This is a genomic window from Paenibacillus sp. FSL H3-0333 (assembly GCF_038002805.1).
GTDB classification, from domain to species: domain Bacteria; phylum Bacillota; class Bacilli; order Paenibacillales; family Paenibacillaceae; genus Paenibacillus_AQ; species Paenibacillus_AQ silagei.
This window is the reverse complement of the sequence record NZ_JBBODG010000001.1, coordinates 3,881,363-3,898,768: the sequence shown is the minus strand read 5'-3', so window position 1 is coordinate 3,898,768 and position 17,406 is coordinate 3,881,363. Positions and strand designations below refer to the sequence as shown.

Below are 17,406 nucleotides of genomic sequence, written 5' to 3'. Positions count from 1 at the left end.
ATGGTTCTTATTCAATATATGAAATGGGAGTTTTATCAAAAGCGTTCTTCAATAAAGAAGGTGAGTTATTGGTTGTTAAAAAGCAGCAGGTTCAAAATGAATCTATTGACAAAATTAAGTGTCTAAAATGTAAGAAGCCTAAGTTACCAGGATTATTCTATATGAACACAAATGATCTATTTAGTTCTGAAAAATTCGAAGTCTGCAAAGACTGTTTACAAATTCAGATTGGTAAAAAGGATTCCGAAGGTTATTTAGAAAGAGCAATACAAGTACTAGCAACAATGGATAAACCATTTCTTCAGGAGACATGGGATAGCAGCGGAGAAGATTGGTCTAAGTATATTCCTCAGATTTCATCCCTTTCACAACATAAAGGAAAGAAATTTTCTGATAGTATTTTCAAAACAAACGACATCCTAAAATATGAATACCTCAACTCTTTAGATGAGGAGTTTAGCTTTTCAGTTGAGGAACTCTCACAATTACAGATGAAGTGGGGTAAAAAGGGGTTCGAAACTGAAGACTATTTGTTTCTGGAGAATGAATATCATACCTGGATTAACTCATATGAATGTGACTCCTATGCTATGGAGATGTTATTTCAGGAAATTTCTCATAAACGCTTAGAAATTAAAAAGCTGAGAGAGAATAATAAGTCAACCGACAAGGAAATGAAGACTCTTCAAGATTTGCTTGGCTCATCTAACATTAAACCAGTACAAGAAACTGGGGCAAATTCTGCCGAACAGTCCACTTTTGGAACACTAATAAAAAAGTATGAGAATGAAAGACCAATTCCTGAGCCAGATGAGTCGTGGAAAGATGTTGATGGAATTAAGAAATACATACAAGTATGGTTCCTTGGTCACCTTTGTAAAATGCTTGGCGTAAATAATGATCTCGCTAAAATGTATGAAGATGAAGTAAACAAATACACTGTCGAGACTCCTGACTATGACTTAGAAAAAGAAGACGGTTCTATATGAGTGGCTACAAAAATTTCCAAGTTTCTCGCAATAAATCTCATAAAGGAAATGATGTTTTTAATAAGGGCAGAAATTTCAATAAGGGATCTGATAAGAGCGAGAAATTAATGACTGGGATAGGAATATGGGCTAGTTATTATCGTTCAAATCCGCATAGATTTGCAAAAGAATACTTGGGCATTTCTTTAAAATTATTTCAGGTAATCCTCATATTTATGATGAATTTCTCTAACTACTTCATGTATCTTGCATCAAGAGGGCAAGGAAAGACCTTCTTAACATCAATTTACTGTGTAATTCGCTGTATATTATGGCCTGAGACTAAGATAGTTGTTGCTTCGGGAAATATGAAACAAGCAAGAGAAGTTATAGAGAAGATTTCAGATCTGAGAACAAATTCTCCTAATCTCGCCAGAGAAATAAGTGATTTATCAACTTCGTCAAACGACCCCAAAGTCGAATTTCACAATGGTAGCTGGATCAAGGTCGTTGCCTCTAATGAAGGTGCCAGAAGCAAACGGGCAAATTGTATTATAGTTGATGAGTTCCGAATGGTTGACCTCGATATCATTAACAAAGTATTGCGAAAATTCCTAACTGCGCCCAGACAACCTAAATACCTTAATAATCCAGAGTATTCTCATCTCCAGGAGAGAAACAAAGAAATATACCTTTCCTCCGCGTGGTATCAATTTCATTGGTCCTGGATAAAGCTGAAGGCATTTGTGAAGTCAATGACCAATGGTAAAAACTATTTCATTTGCGGACTACCATATCAATTAGCGATAAAAGAAAGTTTGCTTATGAAGGAACAAGTATTGGATGAAATGTCTGAAGATGATTTCGATCCCACATCATTTGGAATGGAAATGGGTTGTTTATTCTTTGGTGAATCTGAAAAAGCCTTCTATAAACTAAATGATATTCAGAAGTGCCGAACAATGGTAAAACCATTCTACCCTCTTACGACTATAGAATTCGCCAAAAGTAAAGACAAAAAAAGGAAGTACCAAAAACAAGATGGTGAAATAAGGATTATAGGTGTTGACGTAGCAATGATGGGCGGCGAAGACAACGATAACACCATCTTTACCTGCATGAGACTTCTTCCTAATGGAGAATTTTATACGAAACAAGTTCCTTTTTTAGAGAGTATGCTTGGTGCTCACTCAGAAAAGCAAGCAATACGACTTAAACAAATATTCTATGATTTTGAAGCTGATTATGTCGCCATGGATACTTCGGGTAATGGTATTTCATTGTTTGATGACTGCAGCAGAATATTATACGACGAAGAAAGAGATGTTGAATACCCTACATGGACCGCGATGAACAATGACGAGATGAAAAATAGAGCATTGGATAGTAACGCTCTTCCGATAATCTTTTCTATTAAGGTTACAAAGGCAGAATTAAATCATGAAATTGCGATGAATTTAAAGACTGCTTTTGAAAAACGATCCTTAAAACTATTGGTTGGAGATGTCCAAGGGAGAGAATATCTAATTGAAAAATCTTCCTATCATTCGAAATCGGTTGAAGAACAGGTTCATCTAATGAAGCCTTATATTCAAACAACAATTCTCGTAAATGAAATGGTAAATCTAGAGTATGAGATTAGAAGTGGATATGTAAAACTTTTCGAGGTTGGTCGCAGCAGAAAAGACAGATATTCTAGTCTAGCATACTGCAATTACTTTGCCAAAACGTTAGAAGCTAAACTCAAAAAGCAAGACGAGTATGAATTTCAATTTTTCTATAATTAGGAGGTGGGTTATTTTTGATTGAAACTAATGAAGATGCTCCCTCATATGAGTGGAATTCAAATCTAAGGTCATTTGAGTTATTTACAAATGAAAGCACTGAAATATCTAATCAAAGGATTAAGCGTTGGTTGGAGCAACCCATGCTATATCATCAAGAAATTAGAAATTTGTCTAGAAGAATGTACAACGGTAATGGCGTTTACACAAACGTCATTGATTATATGTCTGCCCTTCCGACTCTGGACAGCATTGTATATAGTTCCGATAGAACAGATCATCAAAAAGTCAAAAGTAATTGTAACAAATACAAGCAGACTTTAAAGAAAATAAGGGACAAGGAGACTGTCCGCGATGCTATTAGAAAAGCGGCAATTGATGGTTTAGCCTTTTACTATTTTAATAGTGAAAAATCATCCTCCTTCCCGACCACACTATCTGATTATGATATTTCTCAAATTAGCGAAATTAATGATTTTGATTTTAATTGTGCACTAATCCCTTTGCCAACTGACTATTGTAAAATCATTGGCACAATAAATTCATCATATGTTGTTGCATTTGACCTTTCATATTTCGATCAATATTTAGGAAATGGACGTTCCCTTAAATTAAAGAGATATCCTAAAGAAATTCGTTCAAAATATAGCGAATATAGAAAAGACTTAAATAAGCGATGGGCCATTCTGGATAATAAAAGAACAGTATCGATCAAAGTTAGGGCTAACACTGAAGAACAATACGGCAGACCGCTTGGCTTGGCCGCATTCATTGACATGTTATATGATGATTACTTTACTGATTCAAAGCGTGGAGTGCTTGACGACAATAACAATCTGATAATCTATCAGACTTTCCCCGAAGGCGTAACCAAGGGAACTTCGTCTTTAACTAGTACGCAACAAAAGGATCAACACGACAATGTTAAAAGTGCCCTATTTGCTAGAGGAAATCGTAAGAAGGTATCATTTTTCAGCGTTGCTTCTGGAACCAAACTTGAGAAAGTTACAGCAAATATTGATCTATTAAAGACAAACGCTGAGAATATTCTTGTTAAGAAAATCGCAACCGATTTGGGATTCGCAGGATCAGCGCTTAATGGAGAAGACTCAAATTTCACAAGTCAGAAAATGAATCTTGATCTAGTTGCGGCTGAGATTTTTTCCTGGGTAGAACAACTCCAAAATGAGTTAAACAAAGTCATTAATGAAAATATTATTCAAGACAGAAAAGATTTTGTAGAAGTATATTACCTCCCCATTACTTACATCAATAGAAAAGAAACTATTGATAATATGAAGGAGCTTTACACTCTTGGAAGAGGCTCATTAATCGCTTGGATTAGTGCTACAGGGTTTAAATCCGATGCCTACCTTGCACTCATGGACTACGAACTAGAAGAAAGATTTGAAGAGAAATACAAACCTCATCTCACCTCGTTTACAGCCACGGATCAAGAACCAGGGAGACCAAGCAATGATAACCCCACAAATGAAAATACAATAAAATCAAAAACGAATAACTCTAATGCCCAACCTAAGTAATCTTGATGAAGGAGGTGAAATAGAAATTTGATAAGCTCTATTCTAGAATTATCACAAAAGCAGAATGCTTCTGGTAGGCGCTATATTCGTTGGGTTGTTCATGAAATTCAAAATGATGTTACTCAGTGGAATAAAAATGGTATCAGTTGGTCAGAGCAATATGTGCTAAACAACATAGAAACAGCCAAGAATATGCCTATCGTTGTGCAATTCATTGATTACAACAAGTCTGAGCCGTGGGGTCACGGATATTTATCTGAAGTAAAGGGCAATGAACCTATCTTTGAAGATAGCGTTGTTGTTGGTGTTGCCACTGATGCATCTATTGAAACTGTTGAAGTTAATGGAAAATCCATTAGGGCTTTAGTTGCAGAGGGATACATTTTTGAGCAGCGTTATTCTGCTTTTGTTGACTGGCTCAAAACTGAAATGTTTGATGGAAAATTACCTGAAACGTCAGTTGAAATATGTGTCAAGAAAGACAGTAATAACGAAGTCATCATTTATGATGGCGGTTGGAAGGAAAAAGGAAGAGTTCCCATGATTTATGATTACTCTGGTTCGGCCATTCTGGGAATTGAGCCTTCTGACGATAATGCGGTACTACTGGAACTAAATAGTAAATTTAATAAGGAGGAAAAAATGGATAAGACTGAGAATGCTCTTATTGTAGAGCTGAATGGAAAAGTTGAGACTAAGATTAATGAAATCAACACACTGAATAATAAAATTAAAGATTTTGAGGTAGACATCGCTAAGAAAGATGAGAAGATCACGGAATTGAATTCTGCTATTAATGATGCTCAAAAAAAGTCTTCCGAAAATTTGGAGTCAGTAACAAACGAATTGAATACAGTCAAAACAGCTCTTCAAGATAAAGAAAGTGTGATCTCTACCCTCACATCTGAAGTTAATGAATTGAGACAATTCAAGAAAATTACCGAGGATAAGGCGTTGATTGCAGAGCTAAATGAAGCACTTAAAGATTTTACTGATAAAGAAAAAGAAACTGTTAAATCAAAAGTAGAGACTTTTAGTGCTGAACCAACAAAAGAAAAAATCAATGAGATTGTTTCAGAAGTCAATTCCTTCATCGCTAAAACAATCTTAGAAAATCGAAAAAACAAAGAAGCTAAGAGTGAAACAAACTCCGCAGCCGATGTTTACGGAGATATTCTGGAAATCAATAGTGATAAAACATCAATTTCATATGAAGATCTTTATTAAGAAAAATACATATTGGAGGAATAAATAATGTTTAAGTTCGGTACAATCGGCGCATTCAAACAAGTGCGCAACAACCCTCGTACAAAGGCAGTAATTCAACTCAAAAATGGTGCTGTTGTTTTTCCCGATGACTCGACTGGTTTCGCCCCCACCGCTGCAACACCAACTGTTGCAAAAAGCAAAGATTCCTATGTAGTTTGGAATATTATCGATAAACCAGAAATTCGCATTTTAAGTAATTTTGTAATTGAGATTGGCGAGTACGTTCGAGCATTTAAACTTACTGATTTGGTGGATCTTCCGGTTGAGCTTTCCTATGATCTAGTAAAGGACGATTATACAACGGTTACCGTAGGAAGTGTTCTTGTTCCATGTGATGATACAACCGACCCAACAGCAAAAGGAAAATGGAAAGTATCTACGGCCACAGACTATGCGATTAGTATTAAAGTTCTTGAGAAAACCACCTTTGGTGACAAAGGATTCTATGGAAAAGTAGTAGTAAAGTAAATATACATACTAAGGAGAATTATATAAATGTCTAAGAATATTTTTGAACTAAATCTTAATAATGCTCGGAAAGATTCTGACTATGCTATTAATAGCAAGTTGGGTCATAGCTCTCCCATTGTTGAAATCTTCTCTGCTTTAGCAACCGGAAAAGATGTAACTAAGTATGGCAAAAGAGTTGATACAACAATGGACCGCATTAAAGAGCTGTGTGCAAAGGCACATAATGGTGATTTTGCGGCCAAAGCAGAATTCAATAGCATTGTAAGATATGCGCTCGAACCACATCTTCAAACACAGATTCAACTCTTTAACTTCATGGGAACATTTAAGGAAATCGGCTACGATGAACAAGCAATGGTAAAGACTTATAAACACGAATCGATTCGCAGCAACTTTCAGGGCTCCCAGGGTGATGTTGGTTTTGGCACAACTGTGTGGGATGAGTACCCAATTGTCACTAAAACAATTTCCAGTGGCTACGCTGTAAACTATAGAGAAATTGCGAGTGGTAATCTTGATAAAGTATCCGAAGGAATGCAGCAAGTTCAAGTGAATATGATGAATAAGGCAATGCTATATGTAATCTACACACTCTACAATGGAATCAAAAATGCGCATGGAGTGAAATACTTTGCTGAGAATTCGGGCATTATCAAAGCTTCTGTTGATGATATTGTTAAGAAAGTTCGTCGTTTTGGTCGTCCCTCTTTGACTGGTGATTATTCTGTAGTTTCTCAATTGAATTCTTTCTCGGGATTCAAAGCAGATCCAACAGATGCCAAAAATACTTTCTTGTCGGAAGCTATTATGAATGAGATTCGTCAGACTGGTCTCCTCTCTACTTATAACGGCAGTCCAATCGTTGAGACACCTAATCAATACAATCTCACAAAAATGAACGCTGCTGGAGATAACTTTGACACTTATCTACCAGAAGGACTACTGTTTGTGATTCCTCAAGCAACAATTGCACCCCTCCAGATCTTTAAACGAGGCGGACTCACCTCTATGTCCGGTAATGATGTTATCACTGGTACAGAAATTACAAGATTTGATATGGAAATTGGTGCGGATCTTGCGAGAGGTCGAGAATATGAGATCGGGTTGATTTCCGATACCAACTTTGAAGTTGAACAGGTAGGCTAACTAAAATTTTATGTGAGTATAGGGTGGTTGATCGTCCTATACTCACACACACATTAACGGGGAGTGAAATAATTGACAGAAGAAAGTATCAATCTTGAAGAAAAGGTCTCTGTAAAAAACCTTTGTGGGTGGGATGTATATTTTTCGAGAATTAATAGCCTTGGAGATGTGAAGGTTGCATCTAAGGGAATTGTACGGCTATCTCGTGAAGAAATTCAATCTCAAATATATAACGGTAACAAATTGTTCACTGGTAAAGATGGAAATGGATCACATGCGCGACTTTACGTTGACGATAAAGTAACACGGGTACTAATCGGCTTTGACGATGATAGCAATGTGCAAAAGGTTCTTGATAAACCTGCTCTTATGGACATATTTAAAATTAAGGGCAAAAAAGAATTTGAAACAACAATTCAGTCTAGCGTTGATACACAAGCTGAAAAGTTTGCTGCAATGGAATACGCAAAAGAAATTAATTTTAACGATCTCGCTAAGGTTAAATTTCTTGAAGAGTATACTGGATACAGATTTGAAGACACCAAGTAGGTGGTTGATAAATGACTACGAATGAGGCCATATTGAATAATTTTTATTCAAGGCCACAATCAAAGGTATATCTGGATGAGAATTTAATTAAACAATTCTTAGAAAACGCACTCTCTGATTATGAGTTAGAACTAAGCGATCTTGAGTTTGATTCAACTTCGGGCCAATTTGCCACAATGCTTAACCGAAGTACTATTAATCAGTTAGGTGCTTTAATGTATAGGTACTATTTAAGCAGAGAACTTGATAGGGTTCTAAAACTCACAAATATTGTGGGCAAAGACATTGGTTTAACTGGTATGGGCGATGCTAAAAGAACAATGCAGTTGAGGTTGACAGACCTTGATAAAGAGATTGCTAACAGATTTAACAAAATGAAAACCAACTCTTACTATGATGAGTAGGTGAATTCTAGATGTCTGAATCTTGGTATTTAATGAACTCTTCCAATGATAGGGTTAGCGGCTATGAATTAGATGATTTTGAAAACTCTGCGGCAAGTGGCTTTGATGAATTATTGAACTTCTCTCCCGAGTCACGCACCCTCCTACTAAACAACTCTCAAACAAAAATGATTGTTCAAAATACTTCAAAAGAAAATACTTTACAAATATTAGGCAAGATGAATCAATTCAAATCCGGTGATATTGTAACTTACGAGTCCAATAATTATTTAGTTGCAGAGTTACCACACTACAATAAATTCTATTTGAAAAGTGAGATAAAACTCTGTTCTGGGCAATTGAAATGGATTGACGATGATGGCGAAATCAATAGCAGATACTTTACATTCAAATCAGATCCCGCTACAAATTTTGGAACAGATAACGGCAGCATAGTTGTTCTGGGAAGTGAGCGAAGAACACTCTTAGTAAGTTTTGATGAGGATACTACCAATTTCCGAAAAGATAGAAGATTCATTTTTGATGGTCGAGCATGGAAAATCACTGCATTAGATAATATTTCTTTAAAGGGCATTGCTATTGTGACTGTTCAAGAAGACTTAATCAATACTGCAACAGATAATCTAGAATTAGGAATTGCAGATTATTATGGCAATGTAGCTAATTACAGCGTCACAATCAATAACGGATCATTCGTAACAATTTCCGATGATCAACTTCTTCGTTTAAATGTTATCGTTACAAATAACAGTATCCCTCTCCCCTCTCCTTCTCTGTCTTACACTTCAAGCGATGAAAGAATTGCTACGGTCTCATTCGAAGGCACAATCTCACCTCTTACGCCTGGAACAGTAATCATTACAGCTACATACAAGAATGTATCTGCACAGATAAAAGTTAGTATTACCGATTCAACCGCCTTCAGTTACACCTGCGAAATCATTGGTCCTAATGAAATCAAGGTGGGCAGAACTCAATCATATACTGCTAAGTTCTATAGAAATGGTGTCGAGTATCCTGATAAAAGTAGATTTTCATTAACTTCTGATGATGGTGTCTCTCCTACTAAATTGGCAAGTGTATCTTTTCAAGACGAAGAAATGAACACCTGCAGTATCGTAGCAGGTAGCTCCATCGGGTACGTTTATTTACATGTTAAAAATGATAATGGATTATCCGAATCCAAAATCAGAATAAGAATTAAACCATTATATTAAGGAGCGTGAAAAATGAGTCAAGCTATTGTTCGTTTTGGCGAACTTAAGGTAGAATCATTTGTTCAAGGTTCGGAAAACAACTGGCTTATTTATGGCCCTCTCCCCTACTCTAAGCAGCATTCAAGTGGTCTGGATGGGGATGTTGTAATTGGTGCTACTCCTACCTTGGAGATCATTGACGCAGACTTGGATGTTGCTATTGATCCACATTTTGCTTATGTCTACTCTATTGCCACAGACAACAAACTAAAAATTGCATTCAATAAAACTAAACATTCAGACAAGAGCAGCGCTCTTGAGGCGCTGAAATGCATCAGCATTACATATGAATTGGGTCATCTTACACCGTATGGTGGAATGTATATTGCTATCTTCCGCAATTCCTTGGGAGAAGAAATTCATCGTACTACTCCAATGCCACTTGCCAGTTGTACAACTGTTATTTCCACTTTTAACGACACTCGACAAATTGATACAGGTGGATATTTAAAATGCGAGGTTATCCCTGATTTCGTTGTAAGTTGAGGTGATTCATTTTGTCGTTCTTAAAAGAGATAACTGATTATAAGAACACTGTGATCAATAGGTTGCTTTCAGACCAAGAATTATGTAAAGCTGTCTTTTACACCAATAGTGACTTTTTGGATCAGGAAGACATTAAAGATACTGGAGAACTAATTTATAGGAATATCTATCCCCATCGCTTCATCCCCGAAATATCTACTGATATGAAGACGTATCTCACTATCTCCTGTACTGATTACAGAGCATCCGGTAACAGTTTTAAGCATGGTGTTCTTGGAATTTATATGTTTACCCATAGAGATAACTTCAAAACTGAATATGGCTATACTCGGATGGATTTTATATTAAGCAAGGTTGAAGAGTTGTTAAACTCCTCTCGTGGAATAGGCATTGGAGAATTGAAATTCAATTCTCTAAATGAGTATGTTGTTAATGATAAATTTCAGGGATATGTGTTGACCTACAGACCAGTGGATTTTAATTGATGAAAGAGATCGATGAAAGTATTGAACTCAAGTTTCTACTTGGTCAGTCTGTTGATGTAAACGGTATCGATGTGCACTCTCCATCCTTAAAAGACATTGTATCTATTGGTTATGATAAATACAATCATGCATTATCTTCTCTCTTGTTTGATAAGAGCAGGTTCCCCGAATTAAAAAACCTCAAAGAAACAAATTTAGAATTAGTAATTCACTTTTATTCTAATGATGACAGGTTCAGAGACTCTCTTGAATTAGGTTCCCGTTTAGTATTCAAAAATGAGGTCTCAATCCAAATTTCTGGCGATAGTCTTAACTTGAGAGTGGGAGATAGTATTGTTTCTTCTGAGACTTTCTGTGGTCTGCAAAAACTGATTAAATTTGCGAATAAGATCCCCGAAAAAACTGAAGTTGAAGAGTTTAATCCAGCCAACTCTAAAGCCAAAGAATTCATTGATAAGATTATGGGTGATAGAGCAAAAAAGCCTCAGAAGAAACCAGTTAGTAATCTACCTAGTTTAATATCCGGTCTTTCTTGGAAGTCTCCCAATATTTCGATTCTGGATATTGGTGAGTTAACCATTTATCAATTATATGATGGCTATTACAGAATGGAGAATATTGACCACTATAATAGCATTCTTACTGGCATATATTCTGGAACTATTGATTCATCAAAAATAAATATCCAAGAAAATACTTGGGCTAAAATAATCACATAAATGGAGGCATTTTTAAATGGCAGTAACAAATCGTTGGGCAATTCGTGATGTTGCGACAGCATCATTTTTTGACCAAGTTACAAAGAAGCTAAAAGCTAGACTAGACACATTGAAGCAATCTGGACTTGAAAATACATCCGATACCGTTTATACCCAGGGTGGCAGCGGTAACCCAAAAACCGTAGGATTCTCCGGTAATAGAGCAGCAAAATTCACACTTCAAGATGCTCATTTTACAAATGGATTGATCGCAATGCTGCTCGGAACAGAAGTTATTACTGCAGCCACTCCAGTAAGAACTAATGACATTCCAACTGTTACAGGTGGAGCGGTAACCTTACAACATACCCCTTCTAGCACAGGTAAACTAATTAGTGTAAACAAGTATCTTCCCGATGGTACAATTGGTGAAAGTTTTGATTATAAATCATCTAGTCCATCCACTGGAGAATATAGTATTACTGGAAAGACTGTCACATTTGCTTCAAGTGACATTGCTGATGGCGAAAAGGTTATTGTGTATTACAATACAATGGCTGGTCCTGATACAAAAGGCATCAAAGCACAAACAAATAGATTTGCAGGAAGTTACGAGTTAGTACTTGACGTTTTGGTACGCGACATTCTGACCAAGAAGGATTATGCAGCTCAGATTACCATTCCATCTGCTAAGATTGAAGATAATTGGAGTATGGCAATGGCTCCAGATGGAGACCCAGCAGTGCAGGATATTGCTATGGAAGCTCTAGCAGTTCCAGGTTCGAAAGATCTGTATACTATGTATATTTTTGATGAGGCAGACTTTACATAATGAAACGGCATATATGCGGTTAGGATAATATGCCTAACCGCATTTTTTTTACTTTTCTAGGGGAGTTTTACTATGAATGATATACCATATGTTACTATTGCAGCACCTATAAGAAACAGAGACTTTATCCTGAATCATTATCTTGATCATATCTTAAATTTAGAATATCCCAAGAAGAAAATTGCCCTCTTCTTCTTACTCAACGATTCAACCGACCAAAGTGAATCAATATTAAGACAATTTAAAGGCCGCTATCAAGCACAATATAATCGAATCACCATCGAAACGTATAACCGCAATGTCCCACCTGACACACGTACCACAGACACAAGAAATAAGCATATATACAATCATTTGAGTGTATTAAAGAATTACATTATGCGCAAAGTTAAGACCGAAAAGCTTCTCTTTATCGACTCTGATATTTTAGTTTCTAATAGTGTAATTAATAATCTGCTTAAATCAGACAAAGATATTGTTTCGGGATTAATCTACAACGGATATTTAGTTGATCCAGAATATCCATATCGATACCCCAACATAATGAAACTAAATGAACGTAATACTTACGAGCACATAACCAATAGAAGCATAAGCAATGCTCCATACACTAAAAATCAAAATCTAATTAAAGTAGATCTGACAGGTGCGGTATGGATGCTTGATAAGGCAGTCTACAAGAAGATTAAATTTGGGTTTCACCCACAAGGGGAAGATGCTTATTTCTGTGCAATGGCTCAGAAGAATGGATTTGAACTTTGGTGCGACACAGGTACATTCTGTACACATGTTATGAGCAATAAATAATAAAAGGGAGTTATTTAATGAAACAAAAAAGAAAGGTAGTTCTATATCCACCGACCCTTAACTGGGCCTTCCTCAAGCAAACTCCTCAACAAATATCGGAGAAATTTGCTGATAACGGATATGACGTTATATTTTGCAATAATACCCAATCTGATTTACCTTTTGAGGAAGTATATCCTCATGTTTATGTCTACCATAACTTTCAAGATGTATTGAATAAGATAAAACATAAACAAATTAAAGTGGATATATTTTATTACACATGGGCAAAATCAGCCGAATTTGCTAATCAAATCAAAGCAAAAGTTAATATTTATAATAGAGTGGATGAGTTTCCTGATTGGGCTCCATTTGAGAAACATGCTATGGAATCGGCTGATATTATCTGCACAACCAGTAAGTTGATCTATGACAATACTCATGAATCAAAGCCTACATACCTTATAAGAAATGCTTGTCCTCAATCATATATAGATAAAACATCTGAAGTGCCAGAGGAATATAAGGATTTGAAATCACCAATTGTATTGTTCTCTGGAGCGATAGGCTCCTGGATTTCAACTAGTCTACTTAAGAAAGTTGCCGACAAATATACAACTGTATTTGTTGGAAAAGAGTTTGGTAAAGAGTGCCCGAAGAACGTTATAAATCTTGGCGTTAAAACTCATGACGAACTGCACTCATATTATGAACATGCAGATGTATCGTTAATTCCATTTAACACTCAAAATGGTATAACACAATCTTCTTGCCCATTGAAATTGTTTGAAGCGATGGCTGCTGGAACGCTATCTGTAGCAACCAAATGGCATGAAACTGATATTTATCCAGATGCAGTATTAACCGCAGAAACAGACGAGGAGTTTCTAAGTCAAGTAGATAAGGCAGTTAAGATGTCGAGGAACAATACCGATCACATCAAAAAAGTTACCAAGGCTGTAGCTTCAAATAATACCTGGGATGATCGTTTTAAAGAAATCAACGATGCAATTGAAGAGTATTATATTTCTTTGGAAGGTGTTTCTAATTGAACAGAAAGATTAAGATTCTTTTCACCAATAATTCCATGTTGATTAAAAATGGTCTAGCAGCAGGATTTATAAATCTTGGACATGAAGTGTTTATTATGGATGGCGAACATCGGCTGTGGGATAAATCTAAGGAACAGCAAGTTGAATATTTCAAACGAGCCGTTGAGGATTTCAGACCTTCCCTCGTTTTTTCAGAGTGTTTTGCCAACTTTTCTGAAGAGCTATTTAACCATACCAGAGAGAAAGGTATTCCCCATTTCTTCTGGAGTATAGAGGATACTCCTCATGACCACTGGATTGGTGACTATTGGTCTGACTATGCCGACTACGTATTTACGACTACAGCAGAGTGTTTACCAAACTATTGGAATAAAGGAAAGCAAGCAGAACTAATGTTATTTGGTTGTAATCCCTCCTTCCATAGATCAACATATACCGAAGTTAAAAAAGATATAGTTTTAGTTGCCAATAATTATGAGCGTAGATTTCAGCAAACTAAAGAGTTCATTATGCCGCTAGTCAATAACAACTACAACATTGAAGTTTACGGAAATGAGTGGTGGGTCGATCCATCTAAAGAAGTGAATTTATGCAATCGTGAGATATTCAAAGGTTATATGGCGTATGAAAACCTCCCCCTGCTCTACTCTTCTTCTAAGATAGCCTTGGGTCAAAATCTTGATGGAAATTCAGTAACACAATCTTCAATGCGTATGGTTGAGGTAATGGCTATCGGAGGATCTTTGCTTGTTTCTCCTTTTACCAAGGCTCAAGAATTTCTGTTTAATGATCACATTTATCTCCCCAAAACTGGTCAAGAAATGATTGATATGGTCAATGAGATTCTTAAGATGACCGACAAACAGAGACAACAAAGGGCTAAAAAGGCACAGAAATATGTGTATAAATATCATAATTACGATCAAAAGGCAGCTCGGATAATCGAGGTGTTTCAAGGTCAATAAAACTGGGAGTGATATAGATTGGCTAAGTTATCTACAGCAAAAATTAATAAGCTAAATAAAAGTTTAGATCAGAAACGCAAAATATACATCCTTGAGGATAACGATGAAGTCCTTATTAATATCAAATTTAAAGAGACAGTCATTAATCGTATTGTAATGGAGTATCTAACGGTTTTGCAGCGAGTCAGTACTTCAGATCAATTGGATAATGATTTAGTGATTGGTTCCATTGGATTGCTCAACTTATTCATGCTGCGTGAGTTTTCCGATGTACCTATGATTCCTAAGAATTCGGAAGACTTGCAGAAGAACATTGATGTTGTAGATGCTCTTTATAATGTTGGAATCATGGATGCGGTAATGGAGCAATTTGATATGAATGAAAAGCAGAAAGTATACGACAAGTTGAATAAAGTTAGCGCTGAGTCTGGAAAGTTTTTGGGTGAGGCAGCTTTTAAAGAAGCATTCACTTCCGAGGAGACCGTAGAAGATGGACTTTAAGAATCTTAAGGAACTAGAGAAATACTTGAATAAGCAGATTGCACAGACTCTTAAAAATGATATTGGCAATGGTGTTGCTAGGGAAAAGCTTAAAGCCAACATTCAATCTGAAGTTTATGACAGATATGATCCTGTGATTTATGAACGGCAAGGCGAACATGGTGGTTTAATTGATGATGCAAATATTATTGTAGACATGATCGATTCAAATACGGTGTCTATTGAATCTCATAGAATAGATGAGGGCCGTAATGTTGGAGTAGTCGTTGAGACTGGCGTTGGGTATAATCCCGAGTGGCCTTTTCCATATACGAATAAAGGAAGACCATTTACAGAAGTCACTAGAGATGAGTTGTTGAATGACGGCAGCGTTGAACATGCACTAATGAATGGGTTAAGGAAACAAGGGCTAGATGTTCAACAGTGAGTTGATGAAAGAGTTATTTTATTCAGAAAAATTATGGGAGTGATTGATTATGAGGTTTGACTCTACCTAAACCAAATATAAATAAGGATTGATTTCATGACCAAAAAGGAAAACAAACAAAACACATTACGTGATCCAGCTAAGAAACAGGCAGAAGTCACAGAGGAGATGTGGCTCCAAGTAAATCAGGATTATAGAGAAAAGGTGGAAGAGTTTGTTTCTGTGCAAGACCTCTCCCCTGCAAGTCGAAAACAGTATATAAGTGTTCTTAGACAATTCGGATGGTATACGGTAACCTCAATGAACAACAAGGTATTTCACAAGATCACTAAGCGTGATTTTATGAGATATCTAAGCTATATAAGAGATAATCGTAAAATGTCTTCTTCAGCTATTGGAGTAAGAAAGTCCGTAATTTCAAGTTTTTGCAATCATATTGAAAACATTATCGCGGACGAAGAACCGGAATACAAAATGTTCCGTAATTTTACTCGTGGTCTCCCTGCTATCGCAAGAAACCGTACATATGAAAAAGTAAAAGTTACTAAAGATGAATACGATCTTATGCTGAATGTTCTTCAAGAAGATGAAAACTGGTTGGGCATGGCGTGGCTTGCAACTGCATTCAGAGTTGGAGCTAGACGATCTGAAATCATACAGTTCAAGACAGAAATTCTTGATTATGAAATTTCTGAAGATTCGGACTTTGTAATGTCTCATAAGGTTCGCGGGAAAGGTAAAAGTGTTGATGGAAAAGTTTTGGAATATATGATACCTCTTGATGTTCTTCCTCACTTGAAAAAATGGGTTGATATGAGAGGATATGAAAGTGAATTCATCTTTACGACCAAATACGGTAATGAAATCAGACCTATGTCTTCTGCTTGGGCAGATGATTTCTGTTCTAATACCCTATCAGATATTCTAGAACGCAGAGTCAATGTACATATATTCAAGAACTCTTGCATCACATATTTGTTGGAATCTGGTGTAGATATTAAGTTGGTATCTAAGTTTGTTGCTCACCACAATGATATTTCTACTACGCAAATCTACGACTTAAGAGACTTCGAAGATGAGAAGAAGAAAATATTTAGTACTAAAAAGAAAGTTGAATCGGAGGACAAAGATGAAGGCTAAAATACACGGCGTTGAGGTTGAAGGCACTCCTGAAGAAATTGTTAAATTCGAAGAAATTAATGAGAGTCTTAATAAGAATAAGCCAGAAGATATTAGTTGGGCGAAATGTTTATCCCGCCCCCCTGATAAACATCGATCCACTCATTTTTAACTTGATAAAACTATCCTTTCATCAAAATAAAAATACATATATCTAATTAAAATTGGAGTGTGAACAATTGAAAATTAAAAAGTTCGAACTTGAGCCAATGATCTCCTATCTTCATTCACTTAAACTTGAACGTACTGATTCTCGAATGAGAACAAGATTCAAGAAACTTTTGATTGAAAAATATCAAGATTTTGCTGATGAGCTTGAGGAAATCAATAATTGCTATGCAGTTAAAGATGGAGATGGCGAAGTAGTCGTAGAAAACGATAAGCTTTCATTTGCAAACAACAATGAACGACTTAAGGAAATTCTTGATCTGTCTAATGAAGAAATTATCATTGATCAAAATGAAGAAAATAGAAAAATGCTCCTCTCAATCAAGGAGTCTGTATTAAATCGTGGACCATCTGAACTAGAGGGCAAAGATGCAGATATATATGATTCTCTGGCAGAAATAGTTGAACAAATTGCATATGAAGAACAGTAAGAAGA

At 36.1% G+C, this 17,406-nt stretch carries 21 protein-coding genes; all 21 read left to right on the top strand.

Annotation, left to right across the window (positions count from 1 at the left end; genetic code table 11):
* Window positions 1-161: 161 nt before the first annotated feature.
* The 21 genes from MHH78_RS17170 to MHH78_RS17070 all read left to right on the top strand — a co-directional run bounded on the left by MHH78_RS17170 (window position 162) and on the right by MHH78_RS17070 (window position 17,401).
* Window positions 162-989, top strand: coding sequence for a hypothetical protein (locus MHH78_RS17170; RefSeq protein ID WP_341168127.1), 828 nt, complete (start codon window positions 162-164; stop codon window positions 987-989).
* A complete protein-coding gene (locus MHH78_RS17165; RefSeq protein ID WP_341168126.1) occupies window positions 986-2,755 on the top strand; it encodes a terminase large subunit domain-containing protein in 1,770 nt (589 codons plus the stop codon). Before MHH78_RS17170 ends, MHH78_RS17165 begins: the two co-directional genes overlap by 4 nt.
* Window positions 2,756-2,769: 14 nt before the next feature.
* Window positions 2,770-4,296: a hypothetical protein gene (locus tag MHH78_RS17160; RefSeq protein ID WP_341168125.1), complete on the top strand. Its 1,527-nt coding sequence runs from the start codon at window positions 2,770-2,772 to the stop codon at window positions 4,294-4,296.
* Between the two features lie 27 nt (window positions 4,297-4,323).
* Window positions 4,324-5,523, top strand: a complete 1,200-nt coding sequence (locus MHH78_RS17155) for a coiled-coil domain-containing protein (RefSeq protein WP_341168124.1) — start codon at window positions 4,324-4,326, stop codon at window positions 5,521-5,523.
* A gap of 27 nt (window positions 5,524-5,550) precedes the next feature.
* Window positions 5,551-6,033 (top strand): hypothetical protein, encoded by a 483-nt coding sequence (locus MHH78_RS17150; protein WP_341168123.1) that lies wholly within the window; start codon window positions 5,551-5,553, stop codon window positions 6,031-6,033.
* 27 nt (window positions 6,034-6,060) lie between these two features.
* Complete coding sequence (locus tag MHH78_RS17145; RefSeq protein ID WP_341168122.1) at window positions 6,061-7,182, top strand: hypothetical protein; 1,122 nt, start codon at window positions 6,061-6,063, stop codon at window positions 7,180-7,182.
* A 72-nt stretch (window positions 7,183-7,254) separates the two neighbouring features.
* Window positions 7,255-7,731 carry a hypothetical protein gene (locus MHH78_RS17140; protein ID WP_341168121.1) on the top strand — a complete coding sequence of 159 codons (477 nt, stop codon included), beginning with the start codon at window positions 7,255-7,257 and terminating at the stop codon, window positions 7,729-7,731.
* 11 nt (window positions 7,732-7,742) lie between these two features.
* Complete coding sequence (locus tag MHH78_RS17135) at window positions 7,743-8,135, top strand: hypothetical protein (RefSeq protein WP_341168120.1); 393 nt, start codon at window positions 7,743-7,745, stop codon at window positions 8,133-8,135.
* 11 nt (window positions 8,136-8,146) lie between these two features.
* Entirely contained in the window at window positions 8,147-9,352 is a 1,206-nt protein-coding gene (locus MHH78_RS17130) for an Ig-like domain-containing protein (RefSeq protein WP_341168119.1), read from the top strand.
* A 12-nt stretch (window positions 9,353-9,364) separates the two neighbouring features.
* On the top strand, window positions 9,365-9,877 hold the full coding sequence (locus MHH78_RS17125) for a hypothetical protein (RefSeq protein WP_341168118.1): 513 nt from the start codon (window positions 9,365-9,367) through the stop codon (window positions 9,875-9,877).
* A gap of 11 nt (window positions 9,878-9,888) precedes the next feature.
* A complete protein-coding gene (locus MHH78_RS17120; protein ID WP_341168117.1) occupies window positions 9,889-10,362 on the top strand; it encodes a hypothetical protein in 474 nt (157 codons plus the stop codon).
* Complete coding sequence (locus tag MHH78_RS17115; RefSeq protein ID WP_341168116.1) at window positions 10,362-11,081, top strand: hypothetical protein; 720 nt, start codon at window positions 10,362-10,364, stop codon at window positions 11,079-11,081. The genes MHH78_RS17120 and MHH78_RS17115 overlap by 1 nt, the downstream gene beginning before the upstream one ends.
* A 16-nt stretch (window positions 11,082-11,097) precedes the next feature.
* Window positions 11,098-11,892 carry a hypothetical protein gene (locus MHH78_RS17110; RefSeq protein WP_341168115.1) on the top strand — a complete coding sequence of 265 codons (795 nt, stop codon included), beginning with the start codon at window positions 11,098-11,100 and terminating at the stop codon, window positions 11,890-11,892.
* Window positions 11,893-11,964: 72 nt separating this feature from the next.
* Window positions 11,965-12,699: a glycosyltransferase gene (locus MHH78_RS17105; protein WP_341168114.1), complete on the top strand. Its 735-nt coding sequence runs from the start codon at window positions 11,965-11,967 to the stop codon at window positions 12,697-12,699.
* A 17-nt stretch (window positions 12,700-12,716) separates the two neighbouring features.
* The gene (locus MHH78_RS17100) at window positions 12,717-13,730 is read left to right on the top strand and encodes a glycosyltransferase family protein (RefSeq protein ID WP_341168113.1); all 1,014 of its coding nucleotides are present in this window, start codon (window positions 12,717-12,719) and stop codon (window positions 13,728-13,730) included.
* Window positions 13,727-14,695, top strand: a complete 969-nt coding sequence (locus MHH78_RS17095; protein WP_341168112.1) for a CgeB family protein — start codon at window positions 13,727-13,729, stop codon at window positions 14,693-14,695. Before MHH78_RS17100 ends, MHH78_RS17095 begins: the two co-directional genes overlap by 4 nt.
* Before the next feature lie 18 nt (window positions 14,696-14,713).
* Window positions 14,714-15,196, top strand: a complete 483-nt coding sequence (locus tag MHH78_RS17090; RefSeq protein WP_341168111.1) for a hypothetical protein — start codon at window positions 14,714-14,716, stop codon at window positions 15,194-15,196.
* Complete coding sequence (locus tag MHH78_RS17085) at window positions 15,186-15,623, top strand: hypothetical protein (protein ID WP_341168110.1); 438 nt, start codon at window positions 15,186-15,188, stop codon at window positions 15,621-15,623. Before MHH78_RS17090 ends, MHH78_RS17085 begins: the two co-directional genes overlap by 11 nt.
* Before the next feature lie 96 nt (window positions 15,624-15,719).
* Complete coding sequence (locus MHH78_RS17080) at window positions 15,720-16,763, top strand: tyrosine-type recombinase/integrase (RefSeq protein WP_341168109.1); 1,044 nt, start codon at window positions 15,720-15,722, stop codon at window positions 16,761-16,763.
* Window positions 16,753-16,914: a hypothetical protein gene (locus MHH78_RS17075; RefSeq protein WP_341168108.1), complete on the top strand. Its 162-nt coding sequence runs from the start codon at window positions 16,753-16,755 to the stop codon at window positions 16,912-16,914. The genes MHH78_RS17080 and MHH78_RS17075 overlap by 11 nt, the downstream gene beginning before the upstream one ends.
* Before the next feature lie 67 nt (window positions 16,915-16,981).
* Window positions 16,982-17,401: a hypothetical protein gene (locus MHH78_RS17070; RefSeq protein ID WP_341168107.1), complete on the top strand. Its 420-nt coding sequence runs from the start codon at window positions 16,982-16,984 to the stop codon at window positions 17,399-17,401.
* The last annotated feature ends 5 nt before the right edge of the window (window positions 17,402-17,406 follow it).